Genomic DNA, 17,646 nt, shown 5'->3' on the forward strand with positions numbered 1-17,646 from the left:
CGCTAGAAACAAGCGCAGCCCATCTGCCCTCCTATACTCCTGAAAGTACTCCTGAAAGCGCCTAAATCCCTGATAAGGAAAAACTAAAACCAAGCTGATTACTCGGTACTGATTTTATAGGCGGCGGCTACAGGCAGGCATTCACGGCCTGCAGCCAAACAAGTATGGTGAGTTCAAGCGCTATGCTATTAATTAGCCAGCATGACTAAGCACAACTAACACATGAAAGCAGGCGTACTGTGAACGCATGAAAATCAATAACTACGCCCCTAGCGAAAACCTTGTTGACCTACTCCTCGACGCCATCTGCGTTGTCGACAAACAGGGCCATTTCGTCTTTGTCAGCGCAGCCTGCCAACGCATTTTCGGCTACCGCGCCGACGAAATGGTCGGCCAAGTCATGATCGACTTGGTACACCCCGAAGATCGCGCAAAAACCCTGCAAGCCGCCAATGAAATCATGGCCGGCGCGCAGCAGACGCATTTCGAGAACCGTTACCTGCGTAAAGACGGAAAAATCGTCCACATTCTCTGGTCTGCACGCTGGTCAGAGAACGACCAAGTCCGCGTTGCAGTGGCCCATGACATTAGTGAACGCAAGCGTAGCGAAGCATTGCAGGCAGCGTTGTACGGTATTTCCGAGGCAGCGCACTCCTCCAAAGACCTGCTCGGGCTGTTTCAACAAGTGCACTTGTTTGCCGGCGAACTGTTGCCGTCAATTGACTTCTCGGTAGCGCTCTACGATGAACAAAATGACCAACTGAGTTTCCCCTATTCCAACCGAACACCCGCTGAACAAGATGAAGGGTGGCAGGCGCATGTGTCTTCACTCAGCCAAGAGGTGATTCGCAATGGCAAAACCCAGCTAACAACCTCGGCTTTGTCGCAACAGCTTGCACCAGACAGCACCGAGCATTACTGGCTAGGCATCCCACTGCAATCGCACAAGGGCATCATTGGCGCATTGCTCGTGCAAAACAGCTCAGCCACACGCTATGACGAGCATGATCAGGAATTACTGCACTTTGTCTCAACTCAGGTGGCGACGGCCATCGAGCGCCAACAGATGCTCAGTCGCCTACAGTTTATGGCGCAGTATGACCAGCTCACCCAGCTACCCAACCGCGAACTGCTAAACGATCGACTGCAGACGGCCCTAGCACGAGCGCGCCGCGAGCAGTCGCAGGTGGCCTTGCTGTTTCTCGACCTGGACAAGTTCAAGCAAGTTAACGATACCTTCGGCCATGCTGCAGGTGACCAGTTGCTACAAGGCGTAGCCCAGCGTATTCGGCAATGCCTGCGTGAAGTCGATACGGTGGCGCGCTTTGCCGGTGATGAATTCGTCATACTCCTGGAAGACTTCCACGCCCCCGACCACGCCAACGGTGTCGCCGAAAAAATCCGCCTGACCCTCAACCAGCCTTTCGAGTTGCTTGGCCAAAGCCAGACCGTCCTACCGAGCATTGGCGTCGCGCTCTACCCCCAGCACGCCCAAGATGAGCAACAACTGCTGCAGCAAGCCGACAACGCCATGTACCGGGCCAAACAGAACGGCGGCAACTGCTTTAAAAGTGCTATGAACCCCGAGTAAAAGTACATAAAAAAGCCCGCCTAATAGCGGGCTTTCTACTGCAAGAGCACTTACTTCTCGACGAAGGCCCGCTCGATCAGGTAATCACCTGGTTCGCGCATACGCTGGGAGACCTTCAAACCAAACTCGTTCAGCACTTCACTGGTTTCGTCGAGCATGCTTGGGCTGCCGCAGATCATAGCGCGGTCATCCTGCGGGTTGATCGGCGGTAGGCCGATGTCCTGGAACAACTTGCCACTACGCATCAGGTCAGTCAGACGCCCCTGGTTCTCGAAGGGCTCGCGGGTCACGGTGGGGTAGTAGATCAGCTTGTTCTTCAGCGCATCGCCGAAGAACTCATTCTGTGGCAAGTGCTCGGTGATGAACTCACGGTAGGCCACTTCGTTCGCATAACGCACACCATGAACCAAGATGACTTTCTCAAAACGTTCGTAGGTCTCCGGGTCCTGAATCACGCTCATAAAGGGCGCCAGACCAGTGCCGGTGCTGAGCAGGTACAGGTGTTTACCAGGGTTGAGGTCATCCAATACCAAGGTGCCAGTGGGCTTCTTGCTGATGATGATCTCGTCGCCTTCCTTAAGGTGCTGTAACTGCGAGGTCAGCGGGCCATCAGGAACCTTAATGCTGAAGAATTCCAAGTGTTCTTCCCAGTTTGGACTGGCAATCGAGTACGCGCGCATCAGTGGGCGGCCGCTTTCCTGCTGCAGGCCGATCATCACAAACTGACCATTCTCAAAGCGCAGCCCCGGATCACGCGTGCACTTGAAGCTGAACAAAGTATCGTTCCAATGGTGAACGCTAAGGATGCGCTCGGAATTAAAGTTGCTCATGTGCTCGGGGGCTCCGAAAAGTGTAAGGTCGTCTGCGCGCCTGCGCCTAATAGGCCGGCATTGTAAAGAACGCCATAATATCTGTTAACTTGATTATCAAGATATGGGTTATCGGTTATATAGATATGCGATTTACACTCAGACAACTGCAAGTTTTCGTCGCCGTCGCCCAGCAGGAAAGCGTCTCCCGCGCTGCTGATTCCCTAGCCCTGTCGCAGTCGGCAACCAGTACTTCACTCAGCGAACTGGAGCGTCAGTCCGACTGCCAGCTGTTCGACCGCGCCGGCAAACGGCTAAATCTCAACGCCCTAGGCCTCCAGCTTCTACCTCAGGCTGTCGCCCTGCTCGACCAAGCCAAGGAAATCGAACGTCTGCTGGGCGGCAAAAGCGGTTTTGGCTCGCTGAATGTCGGCGCCACACTGACCGTCGGTAACTACCTGGCCACCTTGCTGATTGGCAGTTTTATGCAGCGCCATCCAGAATGCCGGGTCACCCTGCAAGTGCATAACACCGCCCATGTGGTGCAGCAGATTGCCCACTATGAACTGGACATGGGCATGATCGAAGGTGACTGCCAGCACCCTGATATCGAGGTGCAGCCCTGGGTTGAAGATGAATTGGTGGTGTTCTGCGCGCCACAGCACGCACTGGCGCAACGCGGCGTAGCAAGCCTGGAAGAGCTCGCACACGAGGCCTGGATTCTTCGCGAGCAAGGCTCTGGCACGCGCCTGACCTTCGATCAAGCCATGCGCCACCACCCTCGCAGCCTCAATGTACGCCTGGAACTGGAGCACACAGAAGCGATCAAGCGCGCGGTGGAGTCGGGTCTAGGCATCGGCTGCATTTCGCGCCTGGCGCTGCGCGACGCGTTTCGCCGAGGCAGCCTGGTGGCCGTGGAAACACCGGAACTGGATCTGCGCCGGCAGTTCTACTTCATCTGGCATAAACAGAAGTACCAGACCGCCGCCATGCGCGAGTTCATCGAACTATGCCGCGCACTAACCGCCAACGTCACGCGTAGTGACCAGATCGTTTTACCCGCCATTGCCTGACGCGCGACGACTCAGCCCAGCAGAATGACCGCCCATACCAAAGCGATCAGGCTAAGGGCGATGAACTGCGCGGCACTGCCCATGTCCTTGGCATTTTTCGACAGCGGATGCAGCTCTAAAGAGATACGGTCAATTGCCGCTTCGACCGCTGAGTTGAGCAACTCAACGATCAGTGCCAACAGGCAGACTGCAACCATCAACGCGCGCTCTACGCGACTGACATCCAAGTAGAAAGCCAACGGCAGCAGCACTACGTTGATCAGCAGCAGTTGACGGAACGCGGCTTCACCAGTGAAAGCAGCACGCAAGCCAGCTAACGAATAACCGGTGGCATTCAAGATACGTTTTAGGCCGGTTTGGCCCTTGAAAGGAGACATTAAGGATCATCGCAACAGGAGGAGGAAGACAGCGCAGGCAGTCTGACGGTGAAAGATTAACGGATGCTTAACCGTTAGCAGGCGCTGGGATCGACTCCAACTGCTGCAACAGCAAGGCGGCTTGGGTTCGGGTACGCACGCCCAGCTTACGGAAGATTGCCGTTACATGAGCCTTGACCGTCGCCTCGGAGACCGTCAGTTCATAAGCAATCTGTTTATTCAGCAAGCCATCGCAAACCATGGTCAACACGCGAAATTGCTGTGGAGTCAGGCTGGCCAGGCCCTCACTGGCGGCCTTCGCTTCGGCCGAAAGGGCAATCGCTTCTTGGCTCTGCTGCGGCCACCAGACGTCACCATCAAGCACCTGACGCACGGCTTGTTGAATGGTTTCCAACGGGCTGGATTTGGGAATAAAACCGCTGGCCCCAAACTCTCGCGAACGTGCGACGACGGACGCTTCTTCCTGGGCAGAAATCATCACGACCGGTATATGCGGGTATTGCCCGCGCAACAAAACCAGACCGGAGAAACCATAAGCACCTGGCATATTAAGATCGAGCAGGACCAGATCCCAATCGGTCTTCTGTGCCAGACAGGCTTCCAACTCGGCAATGCTGGCCGCTTCAACTAGCCGTACATCCGGCCCCAGGCCCAGCGTCAGCGCTTGCTGCAAGGCGCTACGAAACAAGGGGTGATCATCAGCAATGAGGATTTCAAATGCGGCCATGGTGAATCCTGTTTTTGTTATGTGGATACCCGCGACGGGTAGTGTCCAAGGCACGTAAACAGCACGTGCAGGGCGCTGGATGTCCACGCGAACAACCCCAACAGCGCAGAAAAGCGCCCCAGCATGCCGAGCGCTGACGGGGTGGTCAAGCTCGACGCTTTACGGCACAGTTCGCAACCTTGCGAATGAGAGCCTGAAATGCCTAACCACGCCCTACGCGCCGATCTGTTGATGCTCGTGACCGCCATGATCTGGGGCTCAGCTTTTGTCGCGCAACGCCTGGGGATGGATAGCATCGGTCCCTTTCTTTATAGCGGATTACGCTTCGGCCTGGCAGCACTGATTTTGCTGCCGGTATTGCACCTGCTACAGGGCCGTGAAAACAGCCCGGCGGTCGCCCCATTGAATCGGCAACTGCTGCGCGGCGGCGTACTGATGGGGCTGGCCCTGGCCCTGGGGATCAATCTGCAGCAGGTCGGCCTGCTGTTTACCAGCGTGACTAACTCCGGGTTTATCACCGGGCTGTACGTGATCGTCGTGCCGCTGCTCGGTTTATTCATCGGTCACAAGACCGGCCTGGGCATTTGGCTGGGGGCAGGCCTGGCGGTGGTTGGCATGTTCTTGCTCAGTGTCGGTGACGGTTTTCAGGTCGCGGCCGGAGATTGGCTGCAACTGGCCGGGGCCCTCGTCTGGGGTGTGCACGTACTGCTGGTGGGGTTCTTTGCCAGCCGCCATGACCCGCTACGTCTAGCGCTGGTGCAATTTATCACCTGCGCGGTAATCAGCCTGGTGATGGCCGTGATTTTCGAAGAGATTCAACTGCACGCGATCGTCGCCGCCAGCCCGGCGATTCTCTATGGAGGGATATTTGGCGTGGCCATTGGCTTTACCCTGCAGGTGGTGGCGCAAAAACACGCTATCGCCTCCCACGCCGCAATTATCCTGTCCCTGGAAGCCGTATTCGCCGCTATCGCCGGCGCTTGGTTGCTCGGTGAGTCCCTGGAGTTACGCGGCTACTTCGGCTGCGCACTGATGTTCAGCGGCATGTTGATCGCACAACTGTGGCCAAAGAAAGCGCCCTAAAGCCGTTTACAAAAACTCGCGCAGGCGCTCATGCGCGAGGTCATCCAGCACCACTTCGCGCTTCATTTTGGCCGCCAAGTAGTGCTGACTGAAGACATCCAGATAAGCATTCAAGCCATCGGCCGCACGCTGCTCGCCGGCCAGTTCCAGGCACATGGCGGCCACTTCGGCCGTGCAAAAGTGGTCGTTACGCTTGGATCGGCGCAAGCGATAGCGCGACAAGTGCTCAGGCTGCAAGCTAAGCACCGGTAAGCTCTCCAGATAGGGGCTTTTGCGGAACATCTTACGGGCTTCGGTCCAGGTCGCATCCAGCAGGATAAACAGCGGTCGCTTGCCCTCCTCCATCGCCACCTCAGTGACGACCCGCTCCGGCGTCACAAACTCCCCGGGGAACACCAAGTACGGCTGCCACTGCGGATCACTCAGCAGGGCCAGAATTTCTGACTCCACCTCAGTACGAAACCAACGGTAGGCAAAGGTATCCGCGACCAGATCGGCAATCAGCCAACCGGTATTGGTCGGTTTAAGCGGTTCCACATCGTGCATCAGCAACAGCATGCCAGCCTGCGTCGCGACCTTTGGTCGCCAAGCGCACAAACAATACTCAGGCACGACTCGGCAACGTTCGCAGCGCACGGCCTTGGAGCCACGCGCAATAAACGGCTTGGTACTGCTCTGCAAACGCTCGGCCCGCAGACGCGAAACGGCGTGACTCATAGCAACCTCTGAAAGCAGGCAGATAGCAAAACGCAGAGCATGGGGCAGTGTCCGACCAGTAGAAGAAGGCCGGCGAGTCTAGCAGAGGCGCAGGATAAAGCCGCCAGGGAGTGGACCTCTGGCCGCCGCGCGCATAACACCCACGGCAGCCGATGGCTTAAAACGTTTGATTGAAGGCCAGGCCAATAAAATGGATGCGGGTCTCGTACTCGCCTTTGAAGTTACCGCCGTTACCGGTGCAGCGCACACCACTATCGACATACACACCCTCGGCCCCTGGTGCCCAACCGGCTGGGGAGCAGCCATCCTGATAGTCCATTTTGCCGCTATTGAACTGCACATAGCTGTACGCCAGATCGATAGAGGAGTCTTGATCCAACTTGTAGTTGGCTCCCACTGACAGCCAGTACCGATCAGCATCAGGGAACGCGGGGTGGCGCTCGCTACTGCCATTAACCGGCGATTTGTCGTAGGCAACACCAGTACGCAGCATCAGGTCCTTGTCCCATTGATAGTTCATGCCGAGGGAGAGTTTGTAAGTGTCGTTCCAGTCTTGCTTAACCGTCGCATCGCCCTCCGTCACACCATTCAGATAGGGATAGCCTTCTACCTGATCCAGTTGAATGTCCACGGTGTCCAGACGTGAATGACGCGTGAACGTCAGGTCGGCCATCAACGCCACTTTGTCATTCAACTGATGAAACGCGTTGAAGGACAGCGACTCGGGGGTATCAATATTGGTTTTCGCATCTGAATTTGGGTGTAACCGCGAAGCGGCCAGTGCTGCTGGACTAATCCAATTGTCAGGGTCCAACACTTGCGCCAGTTGATCCCGAGGCGGCAGGTTAACTAAACCCAATAAGTCACTACCGGGGGACAAGTCGGTAGATGGGTCAGGTGCCGAGCCGCTGACCCCGGCAAAGCTCCATTTCGACTTACCCTCCATCGTGTGTTTGATGTGCGAGCGATAAGCAACGCCAAAGCGGGTGTTTTCCGTGGGTTCCCACAGGTAGCCGATGTTCCAGCCATAACCCCAGTCATCACCCTTGACGCGAAAATAGCCGTCACCCTCAACATTGTCGGCGAAATTCTTCGCCACGCAGTCAACAAAGCCATCACCCGATTGCCCATCGCAGCTGGCAATTTCCTGAGGTACGGTCAAGCCGCCATACAGCAAAGGAATACCAATCTGGCCGATAGGTGAAGCCGCCAGCTCGGTGAGTTCCTGGTTATTTTTCACGAACTGACCGGCCAGTTGCCGAGTAGCCCCCTGCACGTCTGCGGCACCGCGCTGAATCGACTTGATGTACTGCGCAGACAAGCCAAAACCAATGCTGTGGTGCTCATTGAAACGGTAAGCAATGCTCGGGTTGATATTTACGGTTTCCAGATTGGCCGACTGAATGCCATAACGACCGGTCCAGTCTTCGTTGTAATCCAACTTGGCACCAAAAGGCACGAAAATCCCCAGACCCACAGTGACCTTATCGTTGAGCTGACTGGAGAAATAAAAGTCGGGAGCGGCGGCGGCATCCGGTAAAAAAGAACCCGCACCGGAACCCTGTACGGGCTGACCAAAAACATCGGTGCTGCCAGTGTCCTTGAAGCTGCCTCGCGGAATCACCACGGTGATGCCGTTGGTTACCTGCGTTCCGGGCAACCGGGCCAGACCCGCAGGGTTATAGAAGATTGTCGACGGATCGACTGCCTCCGCACCGTTGGCATTGGAAGTGCCCTGGGCAGAGATCGACTGCGAACCGAAGTGGTACCCGGAAGCCAAGGCTCCGGAGCTGAAAACCAACACCAAGCCACCGCCAACAACTGCGGTGTGCCAGCATGATGGGCGAGTTCTTATCATTGTTCTCGTCTCCTACATGTTCGATAAACCTGAGCACGCACGCCACCAGCCCTACGCCAAAAGCGTGCCGTCCCAGTCGATAAACCGACGTTTCTGCACGAAGTTGTGACCCAGCACGGTTGCCCGACGATCCCCCATCCTTCGTAGTGGTTACGGCCTAATCAGACTTGCAAGCGGGTGACACCAGCATTGCTCAGGCCGCACTGCACAGCGTCCCCAAGAGCAACGGCACTGCATCGGAGGCTCTACGCCGATATTTTTTAATGAATGCGAAGCGTTACCGATCCACACGAAAGCGCTTGAAGATGGATGAGCACATCCATTCAAAAAATCGAAACGATGTTTTCCAGAAGCCTTTTTGCCGCAGTTATCGAATGGGCTGAGCCCGTGCAGCGGAAATATTTGTGCGGACTTTCATCCGTATGACGGGACCACGACGTGGCAATAAGAGCAGTCAACATGCAGGCATATAACAAGGACAGGCCGCCGCAGACTTGATCTCACCGCAAGCCAAGGTCAGGATGCAGCGCTGTCCCTGCTAGCACATTCGCAAACAGGCTGAACACCAGCGCCTGATAAGTGTCAGACGAGGCAGTTAACGTCGCTCTACCGATATGGAGATTCACATGCTGCGCTTTATCGCCCTGGCCTTTTGCTTTGCCCTACCCGCTGCGCAAGCAGCTTCGTTACAGGACTTCGAACTGAACAAACTGCTCAATCAAGTCGCTACGCAAAGCAGTGTGGGCACGCCACGGGCAATTAACGAAAACATTCTCGACCAGGGCTACACCGTCGACGGTAATGTGCTGATCAACCACCTCAGTGTGCAGCCTTCGCACGCCGTGCAAATGCGCGCTAACCCAGAGGATGTGCGCAAGCAACTGGGTGCCAGTGTTTGCAATAATGCGGGTTTCCGCACACTACTCGCCCGTGGTGCCGTACTGCGTTATCAGTTCAGCGAGTACAAAACCAACAAGCCCATCACCGCCGAGAATTTCGGCAAAAGTAATTGCGCCATGCAATAAGCCCCACCGATATAAGCAGCCAGGGTTGCCTTGCTAAGTTGGCACTGCAGCCAAGGCGGCGCCTGGTTGTGCGTCTTGAGCCTACCTAAGTACCAGTCAACGCTAGACTCATGCCTAAGCCCAGTTCGGCACACTCAATAGTGCCTGCGAAAATCCAGAAGGGCATCGCCCTCTGCTAATCCTAGCTTCACCAACGCACTAAACAGGTACAGCAATAACAAGGAGCCGTTGCATGCCTTACGAAGCGGATGACTACCTAGCCCGCCAGCTACAAACAAGCGGCATCGACGTGAGTGAAAAGCTCGATGAGTTGCTAGCCCTCACAGCCCCACAGAACAGCCAGAATCTGCCGCTCTATCGCGACATGCTCAACAGTGTTTTGCGCACCGCCCAGGCCGACCGCAATCGCTGGGACGCCAAAATCATGCTGCAGACCCTACGGGAAATGGAGTACGCCTTTAGTGCATTAGAGCCGTTCAAAAACCGCCGGAAAGTCACGGTGTTTGGCTCGGCACGTACACCAGTCAATCACTCGGTCTACCAATTAGCTAAAGACTTGGGGGCGGAACTGGCGCGTCAAGACATGATGACCATTACCGGTGCTGGCGGCGGCATTATGGCGGCAGCCCATGAAGGTGCCGGCCTGGATCATAGCCTTGGTTTGAATATTCGCCTGCCCTTTGAGCAGAACGCGAACGCCACCCTACAAGGCAGCACCAACCTGCTGTCGTTCAAATTCTTTTTCCTGCGCAAACTGTTCTTCGTTAAAGAAGCCGATGCCCTGGTGCTCTGCCCTGGTGGCTTTGGCACATTGGATGAAGCGCTGGAGGTGCTGATGCTGATCCAGACAGGTAAAAGCCCACTGGTGCCGGTGGTACTGCTAGATGAGCCCAATGGAAGTTTCTGGCAAGATGCCCTCGCGTTTATCCACAAGCAGCTGGAAGGTAATGGCTACATTTTACCCAGCGATATGCAGCTGCTGCGCCTGGTGAACTCGGTGGATGACGCTGTAGGGGAAATCACCCACTTCTATGCCAATTACCACTCCAGCCGATGGTTGAATGATCGTTTTGTTATTCGCCTGCAACATCCAGTGCAAGATCACCTGATAACAGATTTGCCTAAGCTATTTGGTGATATCTGCAAGGGTGGCAGTTTTATCCAGCAGCAGGGGCCGCTTGCTGACGAGGGCAATGAGCCTGATTTGAGTCAGCTAACGCGTCTCACCTTTGCCTTCAACGGCCGTAACCACGGGCGCCTACGTGAACTGCTCGATACGCTAAACCAGTCTCAGCATTGGCTTAAGTCGACTTAGGCCCGGTATAGCGCAAAAACAGCGAGACGAAACCGCAGTGTCTACAGGCTTTTACTAGAGAGCTGTGGTTTAACGGCTATTGCAGCAAAAGAGTGCCTGTAAACACGACCCGTAACGTCGACACGCCAACCGCACAGCCCAAATAAAAACGCCACACGCAGGTGCGTATGGCGTTTTTAATTTAGGTCACACTCAGCGAGTTAATCGTCGCACTGCGCACCGCTTAGCAAGCGTCCAATCAAATCAGCCGGATAACCCCGATAGCTGAGAAAGCGCCCCTGTTGGGCACGCTCACGTATATCGCGGGGCAACTCGCCGGCAAACTTGCGCTGCCAGGTTGCCTGCAGATGTTCACGCCAATCGATACCACTGTCACGCAAGGCCTGCTCTACATCGCCGCGAGCCAAACCACGCTGGGTTAGCTCTTCACGGATGCGTAAAGGTCCATAACCGGAGCGCGCACGATAGCTGACAAAGGCTTCCAGATAGCGTGCCTCAGACAGCAAACCTTCTTCTGCCAGGCGATCAAGGGCGGCTTCGATCAGCTCATCTGCCGCCCCACGGTTACGCAATTTACGCGTCAACTCGACGCGGCCATGCTCACGCCGCGCCAGTAGATCCATAGCTACCCGCCTTACAGCGACGGGACTATCAAGAACGATGGGCATAACGCGACAAATCAGGCGTCGGCATCAGCCAGGTCATCAGCCGTGGAGTTGGCCTTGACCACAGGACTGACCACCAACAGTTTTTCGCGAATCAAACCCTCAACAGTGCGCGCCACTTCTGGATTGTCTTCCAGGTACTTGGCCGAATTGGCTTTACCCTGACCAATCTTGCTGCCCTGATAGCTGTACCACGCACCAGATTTTTCCAGCAGACCGAGCTGCACGCCCAGGTCAATGATCTCGCCATTACGGTAGATGCCCTTACCGTAAAGAATCTGGAACTCAGCCTGACGGAACGGCGGCGCAACCTTGTTTTTCACTACCTTGACGCGGGTTTCACTACCAACCACTTCGTCGCCTTCCTTCACCGCGCCGGTACGGCGGATGTCCAAGCGAACCGAAGCGTAAAACTTCAGGGCGTTACCACCAGTGGTGGTTTCCGGACTGCCGAACATCACACCGATTTTCATACGAATCTGGTTGATGAAAATCACCAGACAGTTGGCGTTTTTGATGTTGCCGGTGATCTTACGCAGCGCCTGGCTCATCAGACGAGCCTGCAGGCCAACATGCATATCGCCCATTTCACCTTCGATTTCCGCCTTCGGCACCAGGGCCGCCACGGAGTCGATCACAATCACGTCGATGGCATTGGAGCGCACCAGCATGTCGGTGATTTCCAGAGCCTGCTCACCGGTATCCGGCTGCGATACCAGCAGATCGTCAACGTTTACCCCGAGCTTGCCAGCGTACTCCGGGTCGAGCGCATGCTCGGCATCGACGAAAGCGCACGTGGCACCGAGCTTCTGTGCTTCGGCGATCACCGACAGGGTCAGGGTGGTTTTACCGGAAGACTCCGGACCGTAGATTTCAACGATACGGCCTTTAGGTAGACCGCCAATACCAAGCGCGATGTCCAACCCCAGCGAACCCGTAGAGATCGCCGGAATAGCCTGACGATCATGGTCACCCATGCGCATAACCGCGCCTTTACCGAATTGTTTTTCAATCTGGCCTAGGGCTGCCGCCAAGGCGCGCTTCTTATTCTCGTCCATTTAAGTCCTCACGTAATCAAGAAGGGCCATCTAGCGGCCATCAACAACTGTATAAGTAGACAGTATTATTCCACAGGGCAAGTCGCACGCCTACCCCGCGTTTGGATTTTCTTGCGCAAGCAGGCGCAACAGCCCAGCCAGTGCGGCCTCGACCGTTTGTCGGCGCACCTCATTGCGGTCACCAGCAAACTGCCGGCGCACACTGAATACCTGTTCGCCATCCCCCCAAGCGAGCCAAACAGTACCAACCGGTTTCTCCACCGAGCCACCACCGGGCCCAGCAACACCACTGACTGCCACGGCAAAACGCGCCCCACTATTAACCTGGGCGCCGCGCACCATGGCCTCAACCACCTCGCGACTTACTGCTCCAACAGCGTCAAACAGCGCCACTGGCACGCCCAGCTGCTTGCTCTTCTGGGCATTGGAGTAGGTTACATAACCGGCTTCAAACCAGGCAGAACTGCCAGAAACGCGAGTTATCACCTCGGCAATACCACCACCCGTACAGGATTCTGCCGTCGTCACCTGGGCGTTGATGGCCAGCAGTTGCACACCCAACTCACTCGCTAATTGGGTCAAGTCACGCTCATTAACAGTCATCTGCACTCCGGGGTTAAAGCCAGCTATGCCGATACCGTACACTAGGCGCTTTTGCGATTCAGCCGGACAGTTAAAACGATGAGCCAAAGCGACCTCAGTTCTCACACGCCGATGATGCAACAGTACTGGAGACTGAAAAATCAGCATCCAGATCAACTGATGTTCTACCGCATGGGCGACTTCTACGAGATCTTCTACGAGGACGCAAAAAAGGCCGCCAAATTACTCGACATCACCCTGACGGCCCGCGGCCAATCCGCCGGCCAGGCAATTCCCATGTGCGGTATCCCCTACCACTCGTTGGAGGGCTACCTAGCCAAGCTGGTCAAGCTTGGCGAATCAGTGGTGATCTGCGAGCAGATCGGCGACCCAGCTACCAGTAAAGGCCCAGTGGAACGCCAGGTGGTGCGCATCATCACCCCCGGCACAGTCAGCGACGAGGCCCTGCTTGATGAGCGGCGCGACAACCTCCTGGCGGCAGTACTCGGTGATGAGCGCCTGTTCGGTCTGGCTGTACTGGATATCACCAGCGGCCGCTTCAGCGTGCTGGAGATCAACGGCTGGGAGAATCTACTGGCCGAGCTTGAGCGCCTGAATCCGGTTGAGCTGTTGATTCCCGATGACTGGCCGCAAGGCCTGCCCGCAGAAAAACGCCGCGGCTGCCGCCGCCGCGCACCCTGGGACTTCGAGCGCGACAGCGCGCACAAGAGCCTGTGTCAGCAATTCGCCACTCAGGATCTAAAAGGCTTCGGCTGCGAAAACCTGACCCTGGCCATTGGCGCTGCCGGCTGCCTGCTGGCGTATGCCAAAGAAACCCAGCGCACCGCTCTGCCGCACTTGCGCAGCCTGCGCCATGAGCGCCTCGACGACACGGTGATTCTCGACGGCGCCAGCCGGCGCAATCTGGAACTGGACGTCAACCTATCGGGCGGGCGTGACAATACCTTGCAATCGGTGGTCGATCGCTGCCAAACCGCCATGGGCAGCCGCCTGCTCAGCCGCTGGCTGAATCGTCCACTGCGCGACCGCAGTATTCTCGAGGCGCGCCAGGAGTCGATTAGCTGCCTGCTAGAACGCTATCGCTTCGAAACCCTGCAGCCGCAGCTAAAAGAAATCGGCGACCTGGAGCGCATTCTGGCGCGGATCGGCCTGCGCAATGCCCGCCCTAGGGATCTAGCGCGCCTGCGCGACGCCCTGGCCGCATTGCCCACGCTGCAAATGGCCATGACCAATCTAGAGGCACCGCACCTGGCAGAGCTGGCTGGAGTAGTCAGCACCTACCCGGAACTAGCCGAGCTGCTAGCCCAGGCCATTATCGACAACCCGCCGGCGGTGATCCGTGATGGCGGCGTCTTGAAGACTGGCTACGACGCCGAGCTGGACGAGCTGCAATCGCTCAGCGAGAACGCCGGCCAGTACCTGATGGACCTGGAAACCCGCGAGAAAGCCCGCACCGGCCTGGCCAACCTCAAGGTCGGCTACAACCGTGTGCACGGCTACTTTATCGAGCTACCGAGCAAACAAGCCGAGTCCGCTCCGGCTGACTATATTCGCCGACAAACCCTGAAAGGCGCCGAGCGCTTTATTACCCCGGAACTCAAAGAGTTCGAAGACAAGGCGCTATCCGCCAAAAGTCGTGCACTGGCGCGCGAAAAGATGCTCTATGAGGAATTACTCGAACGCCTGATCGGTCACTTGGGGCCACTGCAAGACAGTGCTGCCGCCCTGGCCGAGCTGGACGTACTGAGCAACCTCGCTGAGCGCGCGCTTAACCTTGACCTCAACTGCCCACGCTTTGTCGATGAACCCTGCATGCGCATCGATCAGGGACGCCACCCGGTAGTCGAGCAGGTGCTTACCACGCCGTTCGTAGCCAACGACCTGAGCCTGGACGATGACACGCGCATGCTGATCATCACCGGACCGAACATGGGTGGTAAATCTACCTACATGCGCCAGACCGCACTGATCGTGCTCCTCGCCCACATCGGCAGCTTCGTCCCAGCGAAAAGCTGTGAGCTATCGCTGGTCGACCGCATCTTTACCCGTATCGGCTCAAGCGATGACCTGGCCGGCGGCCGTTCGACCTTTATGGTGGAAATGAGCGAGACCGCCAATATCCTGCATAACGCCACAGAGCGCAGCCTGGTATTGATGGACGAAGTCGGACGCGGCACCAGCACCTTCGACGGCCTATCGCTGGCCTGGGCTGCTGCCGAACAGCTCGCCAAACTGCGCGCCTACACCCTGTTCGCCACTCACTATTTCGAGCTAACCGTACTGCCGGAAAGCCAGCCAATTGTGGCGAACGTGCACCTCAACGCTACCGAGCACAATGAACGTATCGTGTTCCTTCACCATGTACTGCCTGGCCCCGCTAGCCAGAGTTATGGCTTGGCCGTAGCGCAACTGGCGGGAGTGCCCAATGAGGTTATCCTACGAGCCCGTGAACACCTGGCCCGCTTAGAAACCACCAGCCTGCCCCACGATTTGCCCTCTGCACAGCCCGACCAGACAACCGGGCCAATGCAAAGCGATATGTTTGCTAGCCTGCCGCACCCGCTGCAAGAGGAATTGCGCAAGATCAATCCCGATGATCTGACTCCGCGCAAAGCGCTGGAACTGTTATATACATGGAAGACACGCTTCTAACGCTATTGCGCGTGAACTGTTAAACTCGCGCGCATTTTTATGACTGCCCGACTTAAAGCCTGAGCCGTGGCCAATACACCTAGCCTGCTAAAGCCCGCGTAGAACGGGGCAGGCTGGCGCCCGAGGAGAGAATCAGAAATGACCTTCGTCGTTACCGACAACTGCGTCAAATGCAAATACACCGACTGCGTAGAAGTCTGCCCGGTGGACTGTTTCTACGAAGGTCCGAACTTCCTGGTAATCCACCCGGACGAGTGCATCGACTGCGCACTCTGCGAGCCTGAGTGCCCTGCACAGGCGATCTTCTCAGAAGATGAGGTGCCGGAAGATCAACAGGAATACATCGAGCTGAACGCTGATCTCGCCGAAGTATGGCCAAATATCACCGAGAAGAAAGAGTCCTTGCCTGATGCTGAAGAGTGGGACGGCGTGAAGGACAAGCTGCAATACCTGGAGCGCTAGTACGCACTAACCCTGCCGTACAAAAACCCGCCTTGCGCGGGTTTTTACTTTTCTACAGCCCTAAATACCTGAGGTGACTTTTGGCTGACTCTGCAGCGAGCCCAGGATGTTTGCCATAAATTGCAGGCAAAAAAAGGGGCAGCTTACGCCGCCCACTCTTTTGTCCCTAGTCCCTGTATTTCCCAGCTCATCATCCTGATGAATCGCTCCTTACGATGTCCTGATTGTCTCCCTGACAACCTGTGTTTGTCCCTAAACACAGTTGCAATACTAGCGGTTCCCGTGTGTCTAACAAGCGCTGAAGTTATGCCGGCGAGCTGATCAGCCCCAAAATAAAAATATAATTAACCTTAAAAATCAATAACATATAAAAAATAGAGCATTTTATAGATCAGCTTTCACACCAAAAGCTTACGAAACCTGTAAGCGATGACTTACATGAGCGCTCACAAATCTTCTGAAACCCGTCAAGCGTTGCGCCGCACAGTTCTGTGCCACAAAAAACCCGGCTAAGGCCGGGTTGAGTGTGAGCGCATAAGACTCATTGAAATAATGAATCGCTCGATAAGCCGTTCTTTTCAAAAATTTCGCGCAAACGTTTGAGTGCTTCGACCTGGATTTGCCGAACTCGCTCACGAGTCAAGCCAATCTCCTGGCCAACCTCTTCCAGGGTACAGCTTTCATGACCACGCAGACCGAAGCGACGAATCACCACCTCTCGTTGTTTCTCAGTCAACTCAGACAGCCACTGATCAATGCTTTGCGACAGATCATCGTCCTGCAGCAATTCACAGGGATCCGTCGGACGGTCATCCGTCAGGGTATCGAGCAAAGTTTTGTCCGAGTCTTGCCCGATAGAAACATCTACCGAGGAGACGCGCTCGTTCAGACCGAGCATGCGTTTAACTTCGCCTACAGGCTTCTCCAACAGGTTGGCAATTTCTTCTGCGGACGGCTCATGGTCAAGCTTCTGTGTCAGTTCGCGGGCGGCTCGCAGATATACGTTGAGTTCTTTCACCACATGAATGGGTAAACGAATCGTACGGGTCTGATTCATGATCGCCCGTTCGATAGTCTGCCGAATCCACCAAGTGGCATAGGTCGAGAAACGGAAGCCGCGCTCAGGGTCGAATTTTTCTACCGCGCGGATCAGACCGAGGTTGCCCTCTTCAATCAGATCCAGCAATGACAACCCACGATTGACGTAGCGCCGAGCAATTTTCACCACCAGACGCAGGTTGCTTTCAATCATGCGCTTGCGGCCGGCAGGGTCGCCCTTCTGCGCTAAGCGCGCAAAGAACACTTCTTCTTCGGGGGTCAGTAGAGGGGAAAAGCCGATTTCGTTGAGGTATAGCTGAGTGGCGTCGAGCGCGCGGGTGTAGTCGATATACTTATGCTGCTTGCTGCTGGTCGCGGATGCTTTAGCTTTGCTGCGGGAAAGAGTTGGTTGCGCCTCTTCGTCTGAATCATCGTCAAGGACAATAGCGGGCTCCATCAGGAGCACTTCATCATCGACGTCAAACCCCGGCGCTTCTTTTTTATTGAGAGCCATTTTTTGTTATTCCTTGCTGAGTTCGACAGCAAGCCCTAGCGTGACCAAGTCCCTGGTTACACCCGAGCCCATCCCACCC

The 17,646-nt window shown here is 56.0% G+C and carries 16 protein-coding genes; 7 read left to right on the forward strand and 9 right to left on the reverse strand.

What is annotated here, in order from left to right; genetic code table 11:
• Window positions 1–247 precede the first annotated feature (247 nt).
• Window positions 248–1,591 carry a diguanylate cyclase domain-containing protein gene (locus VCA57_RS09280; protein WP_411184701.1) on the forward strand — a complete coding sequence of 448 codons (1,344 nt, stop codon included), beginning with the start codon at window positions 248–250 and terminating at the stop codon, window positions 1,589–1,591.
• Window positions 1,592–1,641: 50 nt separating this feature from the next.
• Here the strand turns inward: VCA57_RS09280 and fpr are convergent, their stop codons facing one another.
• The gene (gene fpr, locus VCA57_RS09285) at window positions 1,642–2,421 is read right to left on the reverse strand and encodes a ferredoxin-NADP reductase (RefSeq protein WP_411184702.1); all 780 of its coding nucleotides are present in this window, start codon (window positions 2,419–2,421) and stop codon (window positions 1,642–1,644) included.
• 125 nt (window positions 2,422–2,546) lie between these two features.
• Between fpr and VCA57_RS09290 the strand changes: the two genes are divergently transcribed.
• Window positions 2,547–3,473, forward strand: a complete 927-nt coding sequence (locus VCA57_RS09290) for a LysR family transcriptional regulator (protein WP_411184703.1) — start codon at window positions 2,547–2,549, stop codon at window positions 3,471–3,473.
• An 11-nt stretch (window positions 3,474–3,484) separates the two neighbouring features.
• Here VCA57_RS09290 and VCA57_RS09295 read toward each other — a convergent pair whose 3' ends face one another.
• Together VCA57_RS09295 and erdR are read right to left on the reverse strand one after the other, a co-directional pair.
• A complete protein-coding gene (locus VCA57_RS09295) occupies window positions 3,485–3,850 on the reverse strand; it encodes a diacylglycerol kinase (protein ID WP_411184704.1) in 366 nt (121 codons plus the stop codon).
• Window positions 3,851–3,917: 67 nt separating this feature from the next.
• A complete protein-coding gene (erdR, locus tag VCA57_RS09300; protein ID WP_411184706.1) occupies window positions 3,918–4,577 on the reverse strand; it encodes a response regulator transcription factor ErdR in 660 nt (219 codons plus the stop codon).
• Window positions 4,578–4,775: 198 nt separating this feature from the next.
• On the opposite strand from erdR, the gene VCA57_RS09305 reads away from it, so the two are divergent.
• Window positions 4,776–5,660 carry a DMT family transporter gene (locus VCA57_RS09305; protein WP_411184707.1) on the forward strand — a complete coding sequence of 295 codons (885 nt, stop codon included), beginning with the start codon at window positions 4,776–4,778 and terminating at the stop codon, window positions 5,658–5,660.
• A 6-nt stretch (window positions 5,661–5,666) separates the two neighbouring features.
• Here VCA57_RS09305 and VCA57_RS09310 read toward each other — a convergent pair whose 3' ends face one another.
• Both VCA57_RS09310 and VCA57_RS09315 read right to left on the reverse strand, forming a co-directional pair.
• On the reverse strand, window positions 5,667–6,377 hold the full coding sequence (locus VCA57_RS09310) for a tRNA-uridine aminocarboxypropyltransferase (RefSeq protein WP_411184708.1): 711 nt from the start codon (window positions 6,375–6,377) through the stop codon (window positions 5,667–5,669).
• A gap of 157 nt (window positions 6,378–6,534) precedes the next feature.
• Window positions 6,535–8,235, reverse strand: coding sequence for an OmpP1/FadL family transporter (locus VCA57_RS09315; protein WP_411184709.1), 1,701 nt, complete (start codon window positions 8,233–8,235; stop codon window positions 6,535–6,537).
• A gap of 626 nt (window positions 8,236–8,861) precedes the next feature.
• Between VCA57_RS09315 and VCA57_RS09320 the strand changes: the two genes are divergently transcribed.
• Window positions 8,862–9,260: a quorum-sensing-regulated virulence factor family protein gene (locus tag VCA57_RS09320; RefSeq protein WP_411184710.1), complete on the forward strand. Its 399-nt coding sequence runs from the start codon at window positions 8,862–8,864 to the stop codon at window positions 9,258–9,260.
• A 232-nt stretch (window positions 9,261–9,492) separates the two neighbouring features.
• Window positions 9,493–10,575: an LOG family protein gene (locus VCA57_RS09325; RefSeq protein WP_411184711.1), complete on the forward strand. Its 1,083-nt coding sequence runs from the start codon at window positions 9,493–9,495 to the stop codon at window positions 10,573–10,575.
• Window positions 10,576–10,775: 200 nt separating this feature from the next.
• Here VCA57_RS09325 and recX read toward each other — a convergent pair whose 3' ends face one another.
• From recX to VCA57_RS09340, 3 genes are all read right to left on the reverse strand, one after another.
• The gene (gene recX, locus VCA57_RS09330) at window positions 10,776–11,243 is read right to left on the reverse strand and encodes a recombination regulator RecX (RefSeq protein ID WP_411184712.1); all 468 of its coding nucleotides are present in this window, start codon (window positions 11,241–11,243) and stop codon (window positions 10,776–10,778) included.
• Window positions 11,244–11,254: 11 nt separating this feature from the next.
• The gene (gene recA, locus VCA57_RS09335) at window positions 11,255–12,298 is read right to left on the reverse strand and encodes a recombinase RecA (RefSeq protein ID WP_411184713.1); all 1,044 of its coding nucleotides are present in this window, start codon (window positions 12,296–12,298) and stop codon (window positions 11,255–11,257) included.
• A gap of 90 nt (window positions 12,299–12,388) precedes the next feature.
• Window positions 12,389–12,901 (reverse strand): CinA family protein, encoded by a 513-nt coding sequence (locus VCA57_RS09340; RefSeq protein WP_411184714.1) that lies wholly within the window; start codon window positions 12,899–12,901, stop codon window positions 12,389–12,391.
• 78 nt (window positions 12,902–12,979) lie between these two features.
• On the opposite strand from VCA57_RS09340, the gene mutS reads away from it, so the two are divergent.
• Together mutS and fdxA are read left to right on the forward strand one after the other, a co-directional pair.
• Complete coding sequence (mutS, locus tag VCA57_RS09345; protein WP_411184715.1) at window positions 12,980–15,553, forward strand: DNA mismatch repair protein MutS; 2,574 nt, start codon at window positions 12,980–12,982, stop codon at window positions 15,551–15,553.
• A 138-nt stretch (window positions 15,554–15,691) separates the two neighbouring features.
• Complete coding sequence (fdxA, locus tag VCA57_RS09350; protein ID WP_090248347.1) at window positions 15,692–16,015, forward strand: ferredoxin FdxA; 324 nt, start codon at window positions 15,692–15,694, stop codon at window positions 16,013–16,015.
• 541 nt (window positions 16,016–16,556) lie between these two features.
• On the opposite strand, the gene rpoS is transcribed toward fdxA, so the two are convergent.
• Window positions 16,557–17,567, reverse strand: a complete 1,011-nt coding sequence (gene rpoS / locus VCA57_RS09355) for an RNA polymerase sigma factor RpoS (protein ID WP_411184716.1) — start codon at window positions 17,565–17,567, stop codon at window positions 16,557–16,559.
• Between the last annotated feature and the right edge of the window lie 79 nt (window positions 17,568–17,646).

The sequence above is a fragment of the Pseudomonas sp. genome (assembly GCF_046581935.1).
Classification (GTDB): domain Bacteria; phylum Pseudomonadota; class Gammaproteobacteria; order Pseudomonadales; family Pseudomonadaceae; genus Aquipseudomonas.

Bases quoted from the DNA above. Each gene is read 5' to 3' on its own strand.
- VCA57_RS09280 (WP_411184701.1), top strand. From the start codon at position 248: ATGAAAATCAATAACTACGCCCCTAGCGAAAACCTTGTTGACCTACTC.
- fpr (WP_411184702.1), bottom strand. From the start codon at position 2,421: ATGAGCAACTTTAATTCCGAGCGCATCCTTAGCGTTCACCATTGGAAC.
- VCA57_RS09290 (WP_411184703.1), top strand. From the start codon at position 2,547: ATGCGATTTACACTCAGACAACTGCAAGTTTTCGTCGCCGTCGCCCAG.
- VCA57_RS09295 (WP_411184704.1), bottom strand. From the start codon at position 3,850: ATGTCTCCTTTCAAGGGCCAAACCGGCCTAAAACGTATCTTGAATGCC.
- erdR (WP_411184706.1), bottom strand. From the start codon at position 4,577: ATGGCCGCATTTGAAATCCTCATTGCTGATGATCACCCCTTGTTTCGT.
- VCA57_RS09305 (WP_411184707.1), top strand. From the start codon at position 4,776: ATGCCTAACCACGCCCTACGCGCCGATCTGTTGATGCTCGTGACCGCC.
- VCA57_RS09310 (WP_411184708.1), bottom strand. From the start codon at position 6,377: ATGAGTCACGCCGTTTCGCGTCTGCGGGCCGAGCGTTTGCAGAGCAGT.
- VCA57_RS09315 (WP_411184709.1), bottom strand. From the start codon at position 8,235: ATGATAAGAACTCGCCCATCATGCTGGCACACCGCAGTTGTTGGCGGT.
- VCA57_RS09320 (WP_411184710.1), top strand. From the start codon at position 8,862: ATGCTGCGCTTTATCGCCCTGGCCTTTTGCTTTGCCCTACCCGCTGCG.
- VCA57_RS09325 (WP_411184711.1), top strand. From the start codon at position 9,493: ATGCCTTACGAAGCGGATGACTACCTAGCCCGCCAGCTACAAACAAGC.
- recX (WP_411184712.1), bottom strand. From the start codon at position 11,243: ATGCCCATCGTTCTTGATAGTCCCGTCGCTGTAAGGCGGGTAGCTATG.
- recA (WP_411184713.1), bottom strand. From the start codon at position 12,298: ATGGACGAGAATAAGAAGCGCGCCTTGGCGGCAGCCCTAGGCCAGATT.
- VCA57_RS09340 (WP_411184714.1), bottom strand. From the start codon at position 12,901: ATGACTGTTAATGAGCGTGACTTGACCCAATTAGCGAGTGAGTTGGGT.
- mutS (WP_411184715.1), top strand. From the start codon at position 12,980: ATGAGCCAAAGCGACCTCAGTTCTCACACGCCGATGATGCAACAGTAC.
- fdxA (WP_090248347.1), top strand. From the start codon at position 15,692: ATGACCTTCGTCGTTACCGACAACTGCGTCAAATGCAAATACACCGAC.
- rpoS (WP_411184716.1), bottom strand. From the start codon at position 17,567: ATGGCTCTCAATAAAAAAGAAGCGCCGGGGTTTGACGTCGATGATGAA.